Below are 18782 nucleotides of genomic sequence, written 5' to 3'. Positions count from 1 at the left end.
AGCCATGCGACCCCTTCGCTCCAACGGAGAGTGTAGGATGCGAAAGACTATCGTCTTGAGTGGCATAGGCGTTTTGGCTGGGTCTGCGCTTTTGGGCGCACTCTCTTACCAAGAGCCGCCGTCACAAGTGAAACCGAAGGTCTGCTGGGTTGAGAGCAAACCGATTCCCAACGGCGTGCTCAATGTCGTGCGATGTGACGCGACTAAGATTGACTGATCAGACCACGCCCAACACCCTATTCACATGCGCCATCTTGCGGCCGGGGCGGGCCTCGGCCTTGCCGTAGAGGTGCAACCGTTCGTCGGACTTGGCCGACAGCTTGCGCCAGTCCTCGACCTCGTCGCCCAGCAGATTGGTCATTTCGATGCGGGCGTGGGCCGTCGTGGCGCCGAGCGGCCAGCCGGCGACGGCGCGGATATGCTGTTCGAACTGGTCGCAGACGCAGCCGTCCTGGGTCCAGTGGCCGGTGTTGTGGACGCGCGGGGCGATCTCGTTGACCAGAAGCACGTCGTCGCCGAGGTCGAACAGTTCGACGCCCAGAACGCCGACGTAGTCCAGCCCGTCCAGGATCGCCTCGGCGATGGCGCGGGCGCGAACCTGCGTCTTCTCGTCCACGGCGGCGGGGGCCAGGGTGGTGCGCAGGACGCCGCCTTCGTGTCGGTTCTCGCCCAACGGATAGACCGCCATATGGCCGTCCCAGTCGCGGGCGGCGATGACCGACAGTTCGCGCACGAAGGTCGCCTTGGCCTCCAGGATGGCCGGGCGCCCCCCCAGGCTTTCCAAGGCGGCGGGCGCGTCCTCAATGGCGTGGATCCAGACCTGGCCCTTGCCGTCATAGCCTTCGCGGCGGGTCTTCAGGAGGGCGGGCAGCCCCAGTTCGGTCAGGCCGACGACCAGATCGTCCAGCGTATCGACGACGGCGAAGGCGACGGTCGGGGCGCCGACGGCGTTCAGGAAGGTCTTTTCGTCCACCCGATCCTGCGACACGCGCAACGCAGTCGGTCCCGGCGCGACGAGGGCGCCGGCCTCGGCCAGACGCTCGATGGATTCGGCCGGCACGTTCTCGAACTCGAAGGTGACGACATCGGCGGCGCGGCCCAGCGCCGACAGGGCCTTGGGGTCGTCATAAGCGGCGACGATCTGGCGCGCCGAGACCCGGCCGGCCGGGCTGTCGGCCTCGGGGTCCAGGATCACGACGTCGAAGCCCAGGCGCGAGGCGGCCTGGCTCAGCATCCGGCCCAGCTGGCCTCCGCCGATGATGCCGAGGGTCGAACCGGGGGGAAGCGGAAGATCAGGCACTCAGTCCTCGACGGTTTCTGCGACGGATTCGGTCTGGGCGGCGCGGAAGGCGGCCAGGCGTCCGGCCAGTTCTTCGTTCGACAGGGCCAGGATCTGGGCGGCCAGGATGCCGGCGTTGGCGGCGCCTGCCTCGCCGATGGCCAGGGTGGCGACCGGAACGCCGGCCGGCATCTGCACGATCGACAGCAGGCTATCCATGCCCTTCAGCGCCTTGGACTGAACCGGCACGCCCAGCACCGGCAGTTCGGTCATGGAGGCGGCCATGCCCGGCAGATGGGCGGCGCCCCCGGCCCCGGCGATGATGACCTTGTATCCGGCGGCCTTGGCGCCCGTGGCGAACTCGACCAGGCGTTGGGGCGTGCGGTGGGCGCTGACGACCTTGGCGTCCCAGGCGACGCCCAGTTGATCCAGGCGATCGGCGGCCAGCTTCATGGTCGGCCAGTCGGACCGGCTGCCCATGATGATCGCCACCGGGGTTTGGGAAGTCGCCATGTCTGCAAGGCCCCTCGCGGAAAGGCGCCGGTTACAGCACGCGGGTGACGCCCGCAACCGCAACACCGTGATTTCAGCCGGGTCGGCCCGTAATGTCGGCCTTCAATGTCGGCGGATCACGCTCTACCATCGTTCGACCGCGCGACGCAGACTGAGTCGCGCCTTCGGAGCCAACCCTGCGCCGTGACCGACGTGGCCGAACACGACCTGACCGCCGAGATCGCGCGCCTGCGCGCCGAGCTGGAAGCGTGGAAGACGCGCGCCGCAGCCGCCGAGGCCGCCGCAGACCATGATGTGCTGACGCCCGCCCTGAACCGGCGTGGCTTCATCACGGCGATGCAGCGGACCATGGCCTATTGCCAACGGCACGGGGTGCCGGCGGTGCTGCTGTATCTGGACATGGACGGGTTCAAGAGCGTCAACGACAGCCTGGGCCATGCGGCCGGCGATGCGGCCCTGGTGGCGGTGGCCGAGTTGTTCCTGGCCAATCTGCGCGAGTCGGATGCGGTGGGCCGGCTGGGCGGCGACGAGTTCGCCCTGCTGATGCTGCACGCAGGCTATGAAGAGGGCCGGGTCAAGGCGCGTCAGCTGGCCGAAGCGCTTAAGACCGAGGGCTTCGTCTGGGACGGCCAGAAGACCGAACTGGGCGGCTCGTTTGGCGTGCGCGCCTGGGACGGCCATACCGACGCCGAGGTCTGGCTGACCGAAGCCGACGCCGCCATGTGGGTGAGGAAGAAGGGGCGCTGAGGCCCCTTCCCGCCCCTGCTGCCGCTTAAAGCGGCAGTTTCAGCTGAATGCCGCCCATATGGCTGTCGGCGTGGTCGCCGAAGCGGCCGCGATAGCCGACCGTCACCTTGACCGGGCCGACCGCCCCCTCGACGCCGGCCGAGGCCAGGAACTGGCCGCCGAACGGATCGTCGATCTCGCGCGACAGCACCTGGGCCGGGTTGTTGTAGAGACCGACGCGCACCGGATCGGAGCTGTCGTCCAGGGCGTCGCGGTAGCCGCCTTCGGCGAACAGGCCGAACCCGCCCATTTCCGCCTCGGCGCGCAGGGCGACCTCGCCGGTCAGGGCCTTCACGGTGCGATCGCCGTACTGATACTGGGCGCCGACTCCCTGTTCGTAATAGCCGTCCACGTCGCTGGACACATAGGCCAGGGCTGCACGGGGCGACAGGGCGACGCCGCCCATGTCGAACCACATGCCGCCTTGCAGACGCGCGCCGCTGCTGAGCGCGCGGGTTTCGGCGGTGTGGACGATCGGCGCCAAGTTGGTGGTGCGTTCGATGTCGTCGATGTTGTCACGCGCCATGCCGACGGCGGCGTTGACGAAGACATCGCCCGAGCGCCAGCCGCCATAGACGTCCAGGCCGAAGCTTTCGACGTTGAACTGCAGCGCCTGGCTTTCGACTTCGGTGTTGCGCGCCGTGCCGGCCAGACCGAAGCGCCAGTTGGCCGAGGGACCGGCCTCAAGCGCGATACGGGCACCCCAGCCATCGCTGGACGAACTGTTGACCGAGCCGCGCGCGTCGGTGTCGACGCTGTCGATCAGGGCCGCCGTCGTGACCGAGACGCCGGCCTCCCACGGCTGGCGACCCGACAGGGCCTCGCCGGCGGCGTCCAGGGCGTCCTCGCGGTGACGATAGGTCGTCTCACCCTGCAAGGTCGATTGAGCGCCGATGTCGCCATAGTAGAGGTAGTCAGTCGCCAGCTGGGCGATGATCCGGTGGCCCGCTGCGGTCGGGTGGACGCCGTCGAAGTAGAAGTAGCTGTCCGGGTTCGTGCAGACCGTCACGCCGTTGAAGCAGGGCTGGGTGATGTTGGTGATGCCGAACAGGCCTGGATTGCCGGCCAGGGTGTCGCCGATCTTGTACAGGTCCATCATGATGATGTTGCTGCCTGGGCGGGCGGCGGCCGTGGCGGTCAGATTGGTCTGGAGCGCGGTGTTGAAGGTGGTGACGGCGAAGTCGGCCAGGGGCGCGGCGGTCGTGCCGCGGAACTGAGGCGTCAGGCTGAGCTTGGGCAGGTTGGTGACCAGGATGGTCCCGGCGCCCGCGCCCGCCACGGTGTTGACCAGGCTGTTGATGTTGGCGGCGGCCGTGGTTGCGACCGGAGTGATGGCGGCGACCGGGCTGGCGGAAGCGCCGGCGGCGGGCAGGCCCTGGAAGATGTCGTTGGCGCCGCCCAGGACGCTGACCAGATCCGTCGAGCTGAACCGGCCGCCCGCGGCGGTGTAGCGCGACAGCTGGTTCAACATGCCGAACGGTACGCCGGCCGAGGAGTCAGTGCGCGAGCCGCCAAAGGCGTAGTTGATGCTGCCCGTGACCGAGCCGTTGAAGTTGGCGGCGTTGAAGCCGAGCAGTTCAACGAAGGTCGGACCGTTCGAGAAGCGGCGCGCATAGGGCGGCGACGGCGGCTGGGTCCCGCCCGAGATTAGAAACAGGTTGCCGTTGTCGCTGAGGCTGTCGCCGAAGACGACAAGACGGTTGTAGGTCTGGGCCGAGGCCGAGCCGGCAAAGGCGCAGGCGGCGAGCGCCAGGGCGGCGACGGCGCCGCCGGTGATGAAGCGTGACATGAATATCCTCCCGCAGCCGTCGCTGCGCGGCCGTTCGACGTGAGGATGCGCCAGTTCGCGCAGAGCGCAAGATGCCGCGAGGTCAGCTTTGAGAAGATATTTGCGAGCGACGCATCACTGCAACGTGCGGAACTTCAGCGTGCCCGGCACCGTCTTGAGTTCGCGCAGCGCCTCCGGGTCGTAGTCGCGATCAACATCGGTGATGACATAGCCAGTGCGCTCATCCGTTTTCAGATGCTGGCCCAGGATGTTCAGGCCCGCCGACGCCAGGGCGCGGTTCAGTTCAGCCAGCACGCCCGGCTGGTTCCGGTGGATGTGCAAGATGCGGTGCGCGCCCGAAACCTCGGACAGCTGGACGTTGGGCAGGTTGACGCTGAAGGTCGTGTCGCCCCGGTTCAGATAGCCCAGCAGGCGTTCGGCCGCGAACTCGGCGATGGCCTCCTGCGCCTCTTCGGTCGAGCCGCCGATGTGCGGCGTCAGGATCATGTTGGGCAGGCCCTGAAGCGGGCTCTCGAAGGGGTCGGCGTTGGTGCGCGGCTCCTCGGGGAAGACATCGACGGCGGCGCCGGCGACCCGGCCCGAGCCGATCGCCTGAGATAGCGCTCCGACATCGACCACATGGCCGCGCGCCAGATTCAGGAACAACGCGCCTTCCTTCATGCGGCCGAACTGGGCCGCACCGAAGATATTGGCGTTCTCCTTGCGGCCATCGACATGCAGGGTGACCACGTCGCTTTCGGCCAGCAGCGCGTCCAGCGAGCGCATGCGGCGCGCATTGCCCAGGGCCAGGCGCTCGGACAGGTCGTAGAACAGCACCCGCATGCCCAGGTTTTCAGCCAATACCGACAACTGGCTGCCGATCGCGCCGTAGCCGACTATGCCCAGGGTCTTGCCGCGCAGCTCCTTGGAGCCGGTGGCGGATTTGTTCCACTTGCCGACGTGCATGGCCGCCGACTTGTCCGCCACGTCGCGCATCAGGACGATCATCAGGCCGATGGCCAGTTCGACCACCGAACGGGTGTTCGAATAGGGGGCGTTGAACACCGCCACCCCGTGATCCGAGGCCGCGTCCAGGTCGATCTGGTTGGTGCCGATGCAGAAGGCGGCGACGGCCATCAGCCGATCGGCCTGTTCCAGCACGCGGCGGCTGACCGTGGTCTTGGAACGGATGCCCAGGACATGGACGCCCTTGATGGCCGCGATCAGATCGTCCTCGTCCAGCGCGCCCTTCTGGGTCTCGACCGAATAGCCCGCCTCCTCCAATCTCTCGACGGCGGCGGGGTGGATGTTTTCCAGCAGCAGCATCTTCATGCGGCTGCGCGGGAAGGACCACCGACCGACCAGGCCTTCGGCATGGAGCACCTCGTCGAGCGACGCGGCCTCGGCGTCGGCGACCTGGACCACCGGTGCGCGGCGCACGACCTCGGTGAAGGCGTAGAAGGCGTCGGCGGCGCCCGCGATCTTGACCTCGGCGTCGTTCCAGCCGTCGCCCACCATGACGACGCGGCCCGACAGGTTCAGGCCGTGAATGGCGGTCGGCTTGCCATTGGCGAGCGACAGCGGGTTGGCGTCGTCGACGCGCACCACGCGGTCGTCGGCGTCATAGATCAGATCGTTGCACAGTACGCGATCGGCAGAGACGCCCAGCTCTTCCGCGACAGGCGCGATCACCTCGCGGAAGCCGCCGGAGAGAATGACGACCCTGCCCTTGTTCTGCTGGAAGAAATTCAGGTTGCGCCGCACCGACGCCGTCAGATGGTCCGACGCGCTCTGGGCCAGGGCGGCGACATGGGCGCGGGTCAGCGGCAACAGCGTCAGACGGCGGCGCAGAGCCTCGCCGAACTCGATCTCTCCAGCCATGGCCTGATCCGTCAGGGCGGCGATCTGAGCACGCACTTCGGATGCGCCCGGCGCATCCGCCAGGGCGATGTCGGCCAAGGCTTCCAGGGTCTCGAAATCGACCAGGGTCGAATCGAAGTCGAAGATCAGTGTGGGGCGCGCGCTCATGGGCGGCGTCTTAGCGGCCTTCGCGTCTGCGGCAAAGCCGAGCGATGCTGCTCACTGTGGGCAGATGCGCTAAAAGTTTGCCGCCCGCCGCGGTTTTCACCGGGCGGGCGGCACGAAAATGTCAGAAGCGCGCGATGCGACGCACGTGGCTGTCGGGACGACGGCTTTCGAGCACCGCTGCGCCGACGGCTGCGGCGATGGTCGCCACCGCCAGCAACGCGCCGCCTTCGCGGGCGTGATCACGCGCATATTGACCGGCGTCGTCAGCATAGCGGCGCGCCGTCTTGCCATGCTTCTTCAAGGCCTTCTTGCCGTCCTTGCGGGCCGAACGGAACCAGTCGTCGGCGCGGTCGCGCACGTCATAGGCGGCGTCGGCCGCACGATGGCGGGCGTCGCGCGACAGCGCGCCGGCGCGTTCGCCGACATCCTCGGCGCGGTGGCGGAAAGCGTCGACGGCGTCGTGGAAACGGTCACGCAGTTCGGACGTGTCGACCCAGCCGCGCGGGTCGATGCGCGACTTGATGCGCTGGTAACGGGTAGGACCGCTGCGTTGCGTCAGATAGACGACGGCGACCGCGCCGAGGGCGACCGCGAGGAGGCTGCCGGCGGTGATGCCGGGGTGTTTGCGAATCTCTTCGATCGGATCGATGTCGCGGATCATCGGCGGAACCTCTTCAGTTATTGGCGTCATGAACGGAGCGACGGCTCCGCTTGAGCCAAAAGAGCGATCCGCGCCGAAATCGGTTCCGTCGCCCTCTCCCAAGACCCGGCGGATTAGCCCCTTATCAAGTCGCCTGCGGGCGCCTACATAGCCGCGATCCCGAAATGACGCCCCAAAGGACCTCGCCGTGACCGATCACGCGCCCAACATTCCCGTTTCCGACGATCTGGCCGCCGCCTTCCAGATCGAAGGCTGGCCCGTGCGCGGTCGCCTGGTTCGCCTGGGCGCGACCATCGACAAGATCCTGGCCGCCCACGCCTATCCCGAGCCGGTCGCCGCCCTGTTGGGCGAGGCCTGCGCGCTGGCCGCCCTGATCGGCTCCAGCCTGAAGTTCGAGGGTCGCCTGCTGGTCCAGGCCCAGGGCGACGGCCCCGTGCGCTATGTCGTCGCCGATTACGGCACCGACGGATCGCTGCGCGGCTATTGCCGCTATGACGAGGCTGAGGTCGCCGAGGCGTCGCAGGGGTTCGCCCGCCCCGGCGCCCGCTCGCTGCTGGGCCAAGGCGTCTTCATCATGACGCTGGATCGCGGCCCGGACTTCGAGCGCACCCAAGGGATCACGCCGATCGAGGGCGAAAGCCTGTCGCTGGCGGCCGAACACTATTTCCAGCAGTCGGAACAGGTGCCGACCAAGGTGCGCCTGGCCGTCGGCCAGGTTCAGACCGAGGCCGGATCGCAATGGCGCGCCGGCGGGGCGATGATCCAGATCATCGCCGGCGACGAGGCTCGCGGCTCGACCGAAGAAGTCTGGGACCGCACGCGAGCCCTGTTCGGCACGCTGGGCGATGACGAGTTGGTCGATCCGACGATCTCGCCCGAGACGCTGCTGTTCCGCCTGTTCCACGAGGACGGCGTGCGGCTGGAGGGCGCGCGAGAACTGACGGCCGTCTGCCGTTGCTCGCGCGGACGGATCACCTCGGTCCTGGCCTCGTTCGATCCGGCCGAGCGCGCCGAGATGCTGGAGGACGACGGCAAGATCCGCGTCACCTGCGAATACTGCGCCACGGTCTATGCGCTGGATCCCGAAGAAGTGGTCGCAGAGCAAATTTGAACGAGAAAGGGCGGCTCCGGGGAGCCGCCCTTTTTTGATCTCAGCCTTCCAGATCCAGAGAATAGCCCGCCGAGCGGACCGTACGGATGGGATTGGCGCTTTCATCGGCGATGGCCAGGGCCTTGCGCAGGCGCCCGACGTGGACATCCACCGTACGGGCCTCGACATAGACGTCCGAGCCCCAGACCGCGTCCAGCAGCTGTTCGCGGCTGAACACCCGTCCGGGGTGCTGCATGAAGTGGTCCAGCAGGCGGAACTCGGTCGGGCCCAGATGGACCTCCTTGCCGTTGCGCTTCACCCGGTGCGAGACGCGATCCACGACGATGTCGCCATGGTTCAAACGGTCGTCGGCCAGACCCGGACGGATGCGCCGCAGGACGGCGCGGATGCGGGCGATCAGCTCGACCATCGAAAAGGGCTTGGTCAGATAGTCGTCGGCGCCGGTGTCCAGGCCGCGAACCCGGTCGCTCTCCTCGCCGCGCGCCGTCAGCATGATGATCGGCAGGTTGCGGGTCTCGGCCTTGCCGCGAATGCGACGGCAGACCTCGATGCCCGACAGCTTGGGCAGCATCCAGTCCAGCAGCACCAGATCGGGCAGACGCTCGTCGATCTGGAGCATGCCCTCCTCGCCGTCGGCGGCGACGGCGACGTCGTAGCCTTCCTTTTCGAGATTGTACTGAAGAAGGGTCGCCAGCGCGTCCTCGTCTTCCATCACAAGGATATAGGGCTGCACGTCGGGTCTCCGGTCTCGGGTCAGTGCGTCGAAAGGTTCGGCGTCGGATCGGAATCCTCAGCCGTGGGCTGGGCGCGCGGGCGTTCGCCCACGATGTCCTCGCCCGTGATCTCGTAGTGAACGGTCTCGGCGATGTTGGTCGCGTGGTCGCCGATCCGCTCCAGGTTCTTGGCCATGAACAGCAAATGGGTGCAGGCGCCGATCGTGCGCGGATCGCCCATCATGTAAGTCAGCAGTTCGCGGAACAGGGCGTTGTAGTGCTCGTCGACCTCGTCGTCGGTCTGCCAGACGGCGACGGCGCGATCGAGTTCCGAGGCCGTATAGGCGTCGAGCACATCACGCAGGCGGGTCGAAACCAGCCGTCCCATCCGCTCGATCGAACGGGTCAGGGGCTGCATCGGCTGGGCTTCGGCCAGGATCAGCGCGCGCTTGGCGATGTTCTTGGCGAGGTCGCCGGTGCGCTCCAGATCGGTGGCGATCTTCATGGCGCCCAGGGTGCGACGCAGGTCGCTGGCGACCGGCTGGCGCAGGGCGATCAGGCGGATCGCCTTCTTCTCGATATCGCGGTGCAGGGCGTCCAGTTTCAGATCGCGTTCCACCACGGCGCGGGCCAGGGCGATGTCGCGGCGGGCGACGGAATCGATGGCGTCCGCGACCTGGGCCTCGGCCAGGCCGCCCATGCGGGCGATCTCGGCCGTAATCTGGTTCAGTTCGTCGCCATAGGCTTTGACGGTGTGCTGGTTCATCGGATTAGCCGAAGCGTCCCGTGATGTAGTCGAGGGTGCGCCGTTCGCGCGGATTCTGGAAGATGTCTTCCGTATCCCCCGTCTCGACCAGACGGCCCATGTGGAAGAAGGCGGTGCGTTGAGACACGCGCGCGGCCTGGGCCATCGAGTGGGTGACGATGACGATACAGAATCGCTCGCGCAGTTCGTCGATCAACTCCTCGATCCGCGCCGTGGCGATGGGGTCTAGCGCCGAGCAGGGTTCGTCCATCAGGATGACTTCGGGGTTCACGGCGATGGCGCGGGCGATGACCAGACGCTGCTGCTGCCCGCCAGAAAGACCCATGGCCGACGATTGCAGGCGGTCGGCGACCTCGTCCCACAGGCCTGCGCGCTTCAGCGCCTTCTCGACGACCTCGTCCATCTCGGCCTTGGACGACACCAGGCCGTGAATCTTGGGCCCATAGGCGACGTTTTCGTAGATCGATTTCGGGAAGGGGTTCGGACGCTGGAACACCATGCCGACGCGGGCGCGCAGCAGCACCGGGTCGATGGAGCGGTCGTTGATGTCCTCGCCGTCCATGGCGATGCGGCCCGTGACCTTGGCCCCGGCGATGGTGTCGTTCATGCGGTTCATGGTCCGCAGGAAGGTGGACTTGCCGCAGCCCGACGGGCCGATCAGGGCCGTGACGGTCTTGTCCGGGATGTCCAGCGAGACGTCGTAGAGCGCCTGTTTGCCCTCATAGAAGACCGAGACGTCGCGCGCGGCGATTTTGATCGGACCGACGGGCGGGCTGTCGACCACGGCGGGGCCCGACCGGGGCGTAGCGTCCTCGACGCGCGGTTCGGCGGCTGCGCCCTTGGACGGAGCGATTTCGGGCAGGACCTGGCCGCCCATGCGCGGCGCTTCGGTCGGATCGACCGAGCCGGCGCCGGTCTGGTCCTCGGCGGAGCGGAAAATACGGAATTTCATTCTCTTACCACCGACGCTCGAAGCGCCGCCTCAGGATAATGGCCGCCGCGTTCATGATGATCATGAAGACCAGCAGGACGATGATCGCCGCAGCGGTGCGTTCGTGGAAGGCCCGCTCCGAGGCGTTCTCCCAGATGTAGATCAGCGAGGGCAGCGCCCCGACCGGCTGGTCGATGGCGTGCGGCACGCCCGGCACGAAGCTGACCATGCCGATCAGCAGCAGCGGCGCGGTCTCGCCCAGGGCGTGGGCCATGGAGATGATGGCGCCGGTCATGACGCCGGGCATGGCCAGCGGCAAGACATGGCTGAACACCGTCTGGGTCTTGGATGCGCCCATCGCCAGGGCGGCCTCGCGGATCGACGGGGGCACGGCTTTCAGCGCCGAACGGGTGGCGATGACCAGGGTCGGCAGGGCCATGAGCGCCAGGACCAGACCGCCGACGATGGGACTGGCGCGCGGCAGGTGCATCCAGTTGATGAACAGGGCCAGACCCAAGAGGCCGTAGACGATCGACGGCACGGCCGCGAGGTTGTTGATGTTGACCTCGATGATGTCGGTCAGCTTGTTCTTGGGCGCAAACTCTTCCAGCCAGATGGCCGCGCCGACGCCCAGCGGAATGGCGATCAGGGCCGTGACCATCAGCATCAGGGCCGAACCGACCACGGCGCCCAGGACGCCCGCCAGCTCGGGCTGCGTGGAATCGCCGTTGGTGAACAGGGCCGTATTGAAGTGGGCGCCGATCACGCCATTGGCCTTCATCCGGTCCAGCCAGGCGATCTGCTGATCGGTGAGACGGCGTTGATCCTCGGGCGTGGCCTTGGAGATTTCGCCCTTCAGATACAGATCAGCGTCGTCGGACAGCGGTACGGCCAGGGGCACGGTCTCGCCGATGACTTCGCTGCGCTTGGCGACCAAGTCGGCGGCGACGAACTTCAGCTCAGACGAGAACAACCGCTTCATCTGTGCGGCTTTGGTCCCGGCCGCGTCGTCCGGAATGCCCATGCGGGCCAACTGCTGCTCGGCGGCCAATTGCTCGAAGTTTGAGCCCTGCGGATAGGCGCGGTCCACGCGCGCCGGGTCCATGAAGACCGGCACGGTGACGGTGTGGGCGTAGAAGGCGGTGTGGCCCTGCTCGACGATGCGCACCAGCAGCACGGCCAGGAACAGCATGGCGGCGGCGATGGCCAGGCGGCCATACCATTTGAAGCGCGTTTCCTTGGCGTGACGACGCTTCAGACCTGCACGCAGGCGGTCGAGACGTCCCTTAGCGGCCGCGCCGGCGATCTGATCGGGGGTCGCGTCAGTCATATTGTTCCCGATAGGTCTGCACGATCCGGTGGGCGATGATGTTCAGCATCAGGGTGACCAGGAACAGAGTCAGGCCCAGGCCGAAGGCGGACAGGGTCTTGGCGCTGTTGAACTCCTGGTCGCCGGTCAGCAGGGTCACGATCTGCACGGTGACGGTGGTGACGGTGTCCAGCGGATTGAAGGTCAGGTTGGCGGCCAGGCCCGCGGCCATGGTCACGATCATGGTCTCGCCGATGGCGCGCGACACGGCCAGCAGCAGGGCGCCGGCGATGCCCGGCAGCGCGGCGGGCAGAAGAACCCGTTTCACCGTCTCGGACTTGGTCGCACCCATAGCGAACGAGCCGTCACGCAGCGACTGGGGCACGGCGTTCAGAATGTCGTCGGACAGGGACGACACGAACGGGATCAGCATGATGCCCATCACCGCACCGGCCGTCAGGGCCATCTGATTCTGAACCAGGGCCAGGTACTGGCCCAGCCCGTCCAGCGGTCCGCCGATCAGGAAGAGGCCGATCTCGTTGAACAGGACCCGCAGCAAGGGCCCGACGGTCAGGGCGGCGAAGAAGCCGTAAACGACGGTCGGCACGCCGGCGAGAACCTCCAGCAGCGGCTTGATCACCGCGCGGGTCGTGCGGCTGGCGTATTCCGACAGATAGATGGCCGACAGCAGGCCGATCGGCGCGGCGACGCACATGGCGATGACCATGATCAGCAGGGTGCCGGCGAACAGCGGCACGGCCCCGAAGGCGCCCGAGGACCCGACCTGATCGGCGCGGATGGCGATCTGCGGGCTCCATTGGGTGCCGAACAGGAAGTCGAGAACCGGCACCCTCTGGAAGAAGCGGAAGCTGTCGAAGGCCAGGGAGGCGATGATGCCCAGGGTCGTCAGGACGGCGATGGCCGAGCAGACGAACAGGGCGCCGTAGATCCAGCCCTCGACCCGGTTGCGGGCGCGCGTCTGGGGCTTGATCTGCGTCAGGGCGAACAGGCCGCCCAGGACGGCGGCCAGGATGGCGGCGACGCCGCCGCCCCACGACAGGGTGCGTTCGATGCGAACCATGCGGCGCGCCTCGACCGGCAGTTCTTCGGCCAGCGGACGCTCCCAAATCTGCATGGCGGGTTCGCCACGACCCACGCGGTGGGCGTCGGCGAAGAAGGCGTCGCGACGGAACGGCTCCAGCGCAGCGACTGCATCAGGCGTGCCGGCGGCCGTCAGCTGACGCTGAAGCGGGGCGGCGAACACCGAGGCCAGGATCAGGACCACCAGAGCCGGCGCGGCGACCCAGATCAGCGCATAGGCGCCGTGCTGGCCGGGGCGGGAATGGGGCTTTGCGCCGATCGCACGACGACGCGCCAATGCACGCCCGCCCAGGAAGGCGGCCGCACTCAAGGCGACGAGGATCAGCAGATAAATCCAGATCATTCAGAAGTCCGAAGCGCCGTGCGCGAATCGACGACGGTCCTGAACATCGGGACCAACGCGGCGCGACTACTGCCTGCGAATGGTCAGCGGATTACGACGGGTCGATGACAGTTGGGTGACAGCGATCGGCCGCCGCGCTCTCAGCGTCGCTCGACCGGCTGGGGAAACCAGGCGGTGAAGGCCGCGCCCATGCCCGGTGCGCTTTCGACCACCAGACCGCCTTGGTGACGGTTGATGATGTGTTTGACGATGGCCAGCCCCAGCCCCGTCCCCTGCCGCTCGCCGCTCTTTTGACCCTCGACCCGATAGAAGCGCTCGGTCAGGCGGGGCAGATGTTCGCGCGCCATGCCGGGCCCATGGTCGCGCACCGTGACGGCGGCATAGGAGACGCCCGCCGTGCGGTCCGGCGTGACCAGCGGCAGTCGTGTGGCGCCGGGCATGCGCGAGGCCCAGGCCTCGTCGAACGACAGGTCCGAACGGACCGAGATTTCGACCGTCCCGTTGCGTGACGAATATTTGACGGCGTTGTCGAGCAGGTTCTGCACCACCTGCAATATCTCATCGCGATCGCCGCTGATCGACGCCCTCGCCTCCCCTTGATCCAGGGCGATGGCGATCTCCTTTTCGCGCGTCAGAACGCTGATCGCGTCGACCACGTCAGAGGCGGCTCGGTCCAGATCGACGCGGCCAGAGGGCGGAATATGCTCGTTCAGCTCGATCCGGCTGAGCGACAGCAGATCCGCGACCAGCCGCCCCATCCGGTCCGCCTGGGCCGACATGATGTCCAGGAAGCGGTCGCGCGCAACCACGTCCTCACGCGCGTGGCCCTTCAGGGTCTCGATGAAACCGCTGAGCGAGGCCAGGGGCGTGCGCAGTTCGTGGCTGGCGTTGGCCAGGAAGTCCACGCGCATCATCTCGATGCGTCGCGAGTCCGTTTCGTCGCGCAGGATCAGCAGAGCCAGCTCCGACCCGGCCTTGCCTGACGATTCGAGTGAAAGCGGACGGGTCCAGGCGCGCCAGCGTCGGTCGCGCTGACCGCCCGTCGCATAATCCGTGGTGCGGGCCGTCCCGCCGAACAGGGCCTCGTCCACCGCCTCCAGCACGCCCGGTTCGCGGATCACCTGCACCAGCAAGGCGCCTTGGCGCTGGATGCGCAGAAGTTCGCGCGCCGCCGCATTCGCCATGACAATGCGTCGCCCTGCGATGTCGTCCGGCTCGCCGCCGCTGACCACCAGCACTGGATCGTCCAGCGCCTCGAACACGCGGTCGAGAAGATCGCCCGTCATCATGTCGATAGCGGGCTCGGTCGCAGCGCCTTGACTGGCCGCCGGCTCGGCCCTGCTCGCCTCGCTCATGTTCAAAAGCCAGGCCGAGGCCGCCACGATCACCGCCCCGCCGACCAGCCAGTTCGCGAGTTCGGGATGCAGAATCGCCAGCACCAGCAGGGTCACGATGGCGATGCCGATGCTGGCGCCGACCGTCCACAGCCGCGAGGTGGAGACCGGCGCGACGGGCGATGGCGAGACTTCGTAAGGCATGGGTCCGGGCGACCTCGAACTGAAGAACGATTCCGATCCTTGCACGGATTCTGTGACGGCGTGCCGACAGCCTGCGGCGCCCATAAGCTTCGCCGCACGGTTTCTTTAGAATTGTCGTCTATCGTACGCTCAAGGGGAGGCCTCGTGGACCGCATCATCCATTGCATTGCGCACGATCACGACTGGCGGATCACGCTGTTCGCTGCGCTGATCTGCATGGCCGGTCTGGGCGTCTCCACCCACGTCATGCAACGGATGGGTCGGCGCGATCCCGGGCGACGCCGCCGTTCGGTCCTGCTGGCCGTCATGATCGGCGCCCTGTCCATCTGGGCGACCCATTTCGTGGCCATGCAGGGGTTCGTGGCCGGTGTGCCGGTGCGTTACAATCCGTTCCTGACGGTCGCCTCTCTTGGAATCGCGCTGGCCATGATCGGCCTGACGATCGGCTCGACGTTGATGGGCAAGGGCCGCATGTGGCGCGTGCTTGCCGCAGTGATCGCGGTCGCCGGCGTCGGCGCCATGCATTACCTGGGCATGGCCGCCATCAAGGCGCCGGCGCACATCAGCTGGGACCCCGGTCTTGTCGCGCTGTCCATCATCGCGGCCCTGGCGATCGGCGGAACGACGGCCTTCTTCTATCGTCGAGGCGGCCTGCTGCGCCTGCTGGCGACGACGACGGGACTTTCGGCGACAGTTCTTGTTCTTCATTTCATCGGCATGTCTGCCATCACGGTTACGCCGGACCCGACCGTCGCCGCCGACCAGGGGCTGTCCAGCGAGGCGATGCGACTGCTGCTGGCCGCCATTCTGCTGATGATCTGCACGGCCGCGGCCGTTCTGGGCATGATGGCCTATATTTCACGCGCCACCGCTCTGCGCCGTATCCGCGAGGCGGTGGACGCCATGCCCGACGGCCTGGGCTTCTATGATTCCAAGGACCGGCTGGTGCTTTGGAATGCGCGCTATGCCGAGGTGAACCCCGAACTTGAGCCGCATCTGGTTGTCGGCCTGACCTTCCGCGAAGCTCTTCGCATCGGCATCGACGAGGGCCGCTATCAGGAGGCGGCGGGCCGCGAAGAAGAATGGCTGAACGAGCGCATGCAGGCGCGTCGTCAGCTGTCATCGAACAGCGAGCAACAGGTCGCCGGCGGGCGTTGGCTGCGTATCCAGGATCGCCGTACGTCCGAGGGCGGGACGGTCACGGTCTGCAACGACATCACCGATCTGAAGCGCGACGCCGAGGCCCTGTCCGAAGCGCGTGACGCGGCCGAGGCCGCCAATGTCGCCAAGAGCCAGTTTCTGGCCAATATGAGCCATGAGATCCGCACGCCGTTGAACGGCGTGATCGGCCTGTCCCAAGCCCTGGCCAAGACCGATCTGACGGCTGAACAGCGTGAGATGCTGGATCTGATGCAGGCGTCGGGAAAGACGCTGCAGACCCTGCTCAGCGACATCCTGGATCTGGCGCGTGTCGAATCGGGCAAGCTGGAGCTGACGGAAGACGCCTTCGAGCTGGCGACGGTCGTGCGCGAGGCGGCTCAGCTCTATGCCGAGAACGCGCGTGAGAAGCATCTTGACTTCCACGTCGATATCGATCTGGAAGACGACGTCTGGATTCTGGGCGATGCGGTGCGCCTGAAACAAATTCTGACCAATCTGATTTCCAACGCGGTCAAATTCACCAGCAAGGGGTTCGTCGGTCTGATCGTGCAGCGCGGGGCGGATCGCGAGGGCTCGCCCGTGCTGCGTTTCACCGTCGAGGACAGCGGCATCGGCTTCGACGCCGCGACGCGGGCGCGCCTGTTCAGTCGCTTCGAACAGGCCGATGGCGGCATCACGCGCAAATTCGGCGGCTCGGGACTGGGCCTGTCCATCTGTCGTCAGCTGGCCGAGATGATGGGCGGCGACCTGGGCTGCGAAAGCGAACCCGGCGGCGGCGCGGCCTTCATCCTGACTTTGCCGCTGAGACAGACTGAGGCCTCGTCGCGCAAGGAACCGGCGCCGGCTCAAACCGCAGTCATAGAGCAGGCGCGGACGATCCGCGTGCTGGTCGCGGACGACCATCCGACCAACCGCCGCGTCATCGAACTGATTCTGGCGCAGACGCCGACGCAGATCGTGATCGCCGAGAACGGCGCCCAGGCGGTGGAAAGCTTCCGGGCGGATACCTTCGACCTGGTGTTGATGGACATGCAGATGCCCGTCATGGACGGGCTGACCGCGACGCAGGAGATTCGTCTGCACGAGGCGACGATGGGTCTGGATCGCACGCCGATCGTCATGCTGACCGCCAACGCCATGCCCGAACACATAGCAGCCGGACGCGCAGCCGGGGCCGACCATCACCTGGCCAAGCCTTTCAACGCCGCAGAACTGCTGGGCATCGTCGCAGCGCCGACCTCGCTGCTGAAGGATCGCGCGCGGGCGGCGTGAAGCGGAACCTTTGACGGTTGCGCCTTGGACCTGATGCGTGTAATAGCCCGCGCTCTTGAATTCGAGGGTTCATCACCCCCGCCGCGAGAGCCCCGGGTTGGCGCGGCGTTTCCGTTGTTGTTGAGGCGAGCCACATGGCCGAGATCATTCTGAACGTGGACGTCCGCGATGGCGTCGGCACCGGCGGCGCTCGCGCTGCGCGTCGCGCCGGTTTCGTGCCAGGCGTCCTTTACGGCGGCGAGCAAGGCCCCGTCGCCATTTCGGTGAACGAGAAGGACTTCCGCAAGTCGCTCTACACCGGCAAGCTGCTGGGCCACCTGGTGACCCTGAAGTATGGCGACGAGACCCAGCCGGTCATCGCCAAGGACGTGCAGTTCGACCCCGTTTCGGACCGCCCCCTGCACTTCGACCTGATGCGCGTCGATGAGAAGGCTCCGGTCAAGATCGAAGTGCCGGTGCACTTCCTGAACGCCGATGAAGCGCCCTACTCGCGTCAAGGCGGCTCGCTGGAGATCGTCCGTCACACTGTCGAGATCCTGGTCCGCGCCGACCAGATCCCGGAAGAACTGGTTGTCGATCTGGCCAAGGCCGAAATCGGCGACACCATCCGCATCTCGGACATCAAGCTGCCCAAGGGCGCGGAAGCCACCATTACCGACCGCGACTTCGTGATCGCCACGGTCAAGATCTCGTCGGCCGCCCTGTCGGAAGCCGCTGACGAAGCCGCCGAAGCCGAGGCCGCTCCGGCTGAGAAGACCGAAGACTGATCCTTCGTCGCTTCGACAAGATCAGGCCCCGCACGGTTCGCCGTGCGGGGCTTTTCTTTGCCTGACGCAAACGGCAAGAGGACGCCATGATCATCATCGCGGGGCTCGGCAATCCGGGCGGGAAATACGAAAAGAACCGGCACAACATCGGCTTCATGGCCGCTGACGAGATCGCGCGCCGGTGGCGGTTCGGGCCTGAGCGCGCAAAGTTCCAGTCGATCGTCAGCGAGGGTCTGGTCGATGGGACCAAGGTCCTGCTGATGAAGCCCCAGACCTTTATGAACGAAAGCGGTCGGGCGGTCGGCGAGGCGGCGCGGTTCTACAAGATCAAGCCGAGTGAAATCATCGTCTTCCACGACGAGATCGACCTGGCCCCCGGGCGGTTTCGCATGAAGACCGGAGGCGGCGCGGCCGGCCAGAACGGCATCCGCTCCCTGATCAGCCACCTTGGCGCCGACTTCCGACGCGCGCGCATGGGCATCGGCCATCCGGGCGAAAAGGAACTGGTCATGCCCCACGTGCTGGGCGACTTCCATAAGGCGGAACAGCCCTGGCTAGACGCCATGCTTCAGGCCTGCGCCGACGCCCTGCCCTTCGCGATCGCCGGCGACGACGAACGCTATCAGGGCGAGGTCATGCGCCTGGCCCCCGCGCCCAAGTTCAGCCCCCGCCAGGCGGCGCGCGGCGAGCTTTAGGACAAAGCGCCGCCTATCGCGCCGTCGCAAAACGCCGTAG

General features: G+C 66.8%; 16 protein-coding genes. 5 read left to right on the top strand and 11 right to left on the bottom strand.

Translation table 11 applies throughout. The features are described from left to right. Nucleotides 1–217: 217 nt before the first annotated feature. On the bottom strand, nucleotides 218–1300 hold the full coding sequence (locus HF680_RS01475; protein ID WP_185223873.1) for a 5-(carboxyamino)imidazole ribonucleotide synthase: 1083 nt from the start codon (nucleotides 1298–1300) through the stop codon (nucleotides 218–220). Next, a complete protein-coding gene (gene purE, locus HF680_RS01470; RefSeq protein ID WP_045810283.1) occupies nucleotides 1301–1792 on the bottom strand; it encodes a 5-(carboxyamino)imidazole ribonucleotide mutase in 492 nt (163 codons plus the stop codon). It abuts the gene before it with no gap. 183 nt (nucleotides 1793–1975) lie between these two features. On the opposite strand from purE, the gene HF680_RS01465 reads away from it, so the two are divergent. Beyond that, nucleotides 1976–2539 carry a GGDEF domain-containing protein gene (locus HF680_RS01465; RefSeq protein WP_185223872.1) on the top strand — a complete coding sequence of 188 codons (564 nt, stop codon included), beginning with the start codon at nucleotides 1976–1978 and terminating at the stop codon, nucleotides 2537–2539. Between the two features lie 25 nt (nucleotides 2540–2564). On the opposite strand, the gene HF680_RS01460 is transcribed toward HF680_RS01465, so the two are convergent. From HF680_RS01460 to HF680_RS01450, 3 genes are all read right to left on the bottom strand, one after another. Beyond that, nucleotides 2565–4367 (bottom strand): autotransporter domain-containing protein, encoded by a 1803-nt coding sequence (locus tag HF680_RS01460; protein WP_185223871.1) that lies wholly within the window; start codon nucleotides 4365–4367, stop codon nucleotides 2565–2567. Between the two features lie 114 nt (nucleotides 4368–4481). Continuing rightward, entirely contained in the window at nucleotides 4482–6374 is a 1893-nt protein-coding gene (gene serA, locus HF680_RS16305) for a phosphoglycerate dehydrogenase (protein WP_185223870.1), read from the bottom strand. A gap of 121 nt (nucleotides 6375–6495) precedes the next feature. Beyond that, a complete protein-coding gene (locus HF680_RS01450; RefSeq protein ID WP_161638833.1) occupies nucleotides 6496–7035 on the bottom strand; it encodes a hypothetical protein in 540 nt (179 codons plus the stop codon). A gap of 187 nt (nucleotides 7036–7222) precedes the next feature. On the opposite strand from HF680_RS01450, the gene HF680_RS01445 reads away from it, so the two are divergent. Beyond that, on the top strand, nucleotides 7223–8146 hold the full coding sequence (locus HF680_RS01445) for an Hsp33 family molecular chaperone (RefSeq protein ID WP_185223869.1): 924 nt from the start codon (nucleotides 7223–7225) through the stop codon (nucleotides 8144–8146). Nucleotides 8147–8186: 40 nt separating this feature from the next. On the opposite strand, the gene phoB is transcribed toward HF680_RS01445, so the two are convergent. The 6 genes from phoB to HF680_RS01415 all read right to left on the bottom strand — a co-directional run bounded on the left by phoB (nucleotide 8187) and on the right by HF680_RS01415 (nucleotide 14847). Next, a complete protein-coding gene (gene phoB / locus HF680_RS01440) occupies nucleotides 8187–8879 on the bottom strand; it encodes a phosphate regulon transcriptional regulator PhoB (RefSeq protein ID WP_017505977.1) in 693 nt (230 codons plus the stop codon). 20 nt (nucleotides 8880–8899) lie between these two features. After that, nucleotides 8900–9625, bottom strand: coding sequence for a phosphate signaling complex protein PhoU (gene phoU, locus HF680_RS01435; protein ID WP_017505976.1), 726 nt, complete (start codon nucleotides 9623–9625; stop codon nucleotides 8900–8902). 4 nt (nucleotides 9626–9629) lie between these two features. Beyond that, a complete protein-coding gene (gene pstB / locus HF680_RS01430) occupies nucleotides 9630–10577 on the bottom strand; it encodes a phosphate ABC transporter ATP-binding protein PstB (RefSeq protein ID WP_185223868.1) in 948 nt (315 codons plus the stop codon). 4 nt (nucleotides 10578–10581) lie between these two features. Beyond that, nucleotides 10582–11886, bottom strand: a complete 1305-nt coding sequence (gene pstA, locus HF680_RS01425) for a phosphate ABC transporter permease PstA (protein WP_185223867.1) — start codon at nucleotides 11884–11886, stop codon at nucleotides 10582–10584. After that, nucleotides 11879–13309, bottom strand: coding sequence for a phosphate ABC transporter permease subunit PstC (gene pstC, locus HF680_RS01420; RefSeq protein ID WP_185223866.1), 1431 nt, complete (start codon nucleotides 13307–13309; stop codon nucleotides 11879–11881). Before pstC ends, pstA begins: the two co-directional genes overlap by 8 nt. Before the next feature lie 140 nt (nucleotides 13310–13449). Next, nucleotides 13450–14847 (bottom strand): ATP-binding protein, encoded by a 1398-nt coding sequence (locus tag HF680_RS01415; RefSeq protein ID WP_185223865.1) that lies wholly within the window; start codon nucleotides 14845–14847, stop codon nucleotides 13450–13452. A gap of 144 nt (nucleotides 14848–14991) precedes the next feature. On the opposite strand from HF680_RS01415, the gene HF680_RS01410 reads away from it, so the two are divergent. The 3 genes from HF680_RS01410 (at nucleotide 14992) to pth (ending at nucleotide 18742) form a co-directional block, all read left to right on the top strand. Continuing rightward, a complete protein-coding gene (locus HF680_RS01410; protein WP_185223864.1) occupies nucleotides 14992–17280 on the top strand; it encodes an ATP-binding protein in 2289 nt (762 codons plus the stop codon). A gap of 134 nt (nucleotides 17281–17414) precedes the next feature. Beyond that, the gene (locus HF680_RS01405) at nucleotides 17415–18047 is read left to right on the top strand and encodes a 50S ribosomal protein L25/general stress protein Ctc (protein ID WP_185223863.1); all 633 of its coding nucleotides are present in this window, start codon (nucleotides 17415–17417) and stop codon (nucleotides 18045–18047) included. Nucleotides 18048–18133: 86 nt separating this feature from the next. Further along, nucleotides 18134–18742 (top strand): aminoacyl-tRNA hydrolase, encoded by a 609-nt coding sequence (gene pth / locus HF680_RS01400; RefSeq protein WP_039245350.1) that lies wholly within the window; start codon nucleotides 18134–18136, stop codon nucleotides 18740–18742. The last annotated feature ends 40 nt before the right edge of the window (nucleotides 18743–18782 follow it).

This window comes from Brevundimonas huaxiensis (genome assembly GCF_014218725.1).
In the GTDB taxonomy this organism is placed as follows: Bacteria; Pseudomonadota; Alphaproteobacteria; order Caulobacterales; family Caulobacteraceae; genus Brevundimonas; species Brevundimonas huaxiensis.
The sequence above is the reverse complement of the archived record's forward strand: the minus strand, read 5'-3'. Positions and strand labels throughout refer to the sequence as shown.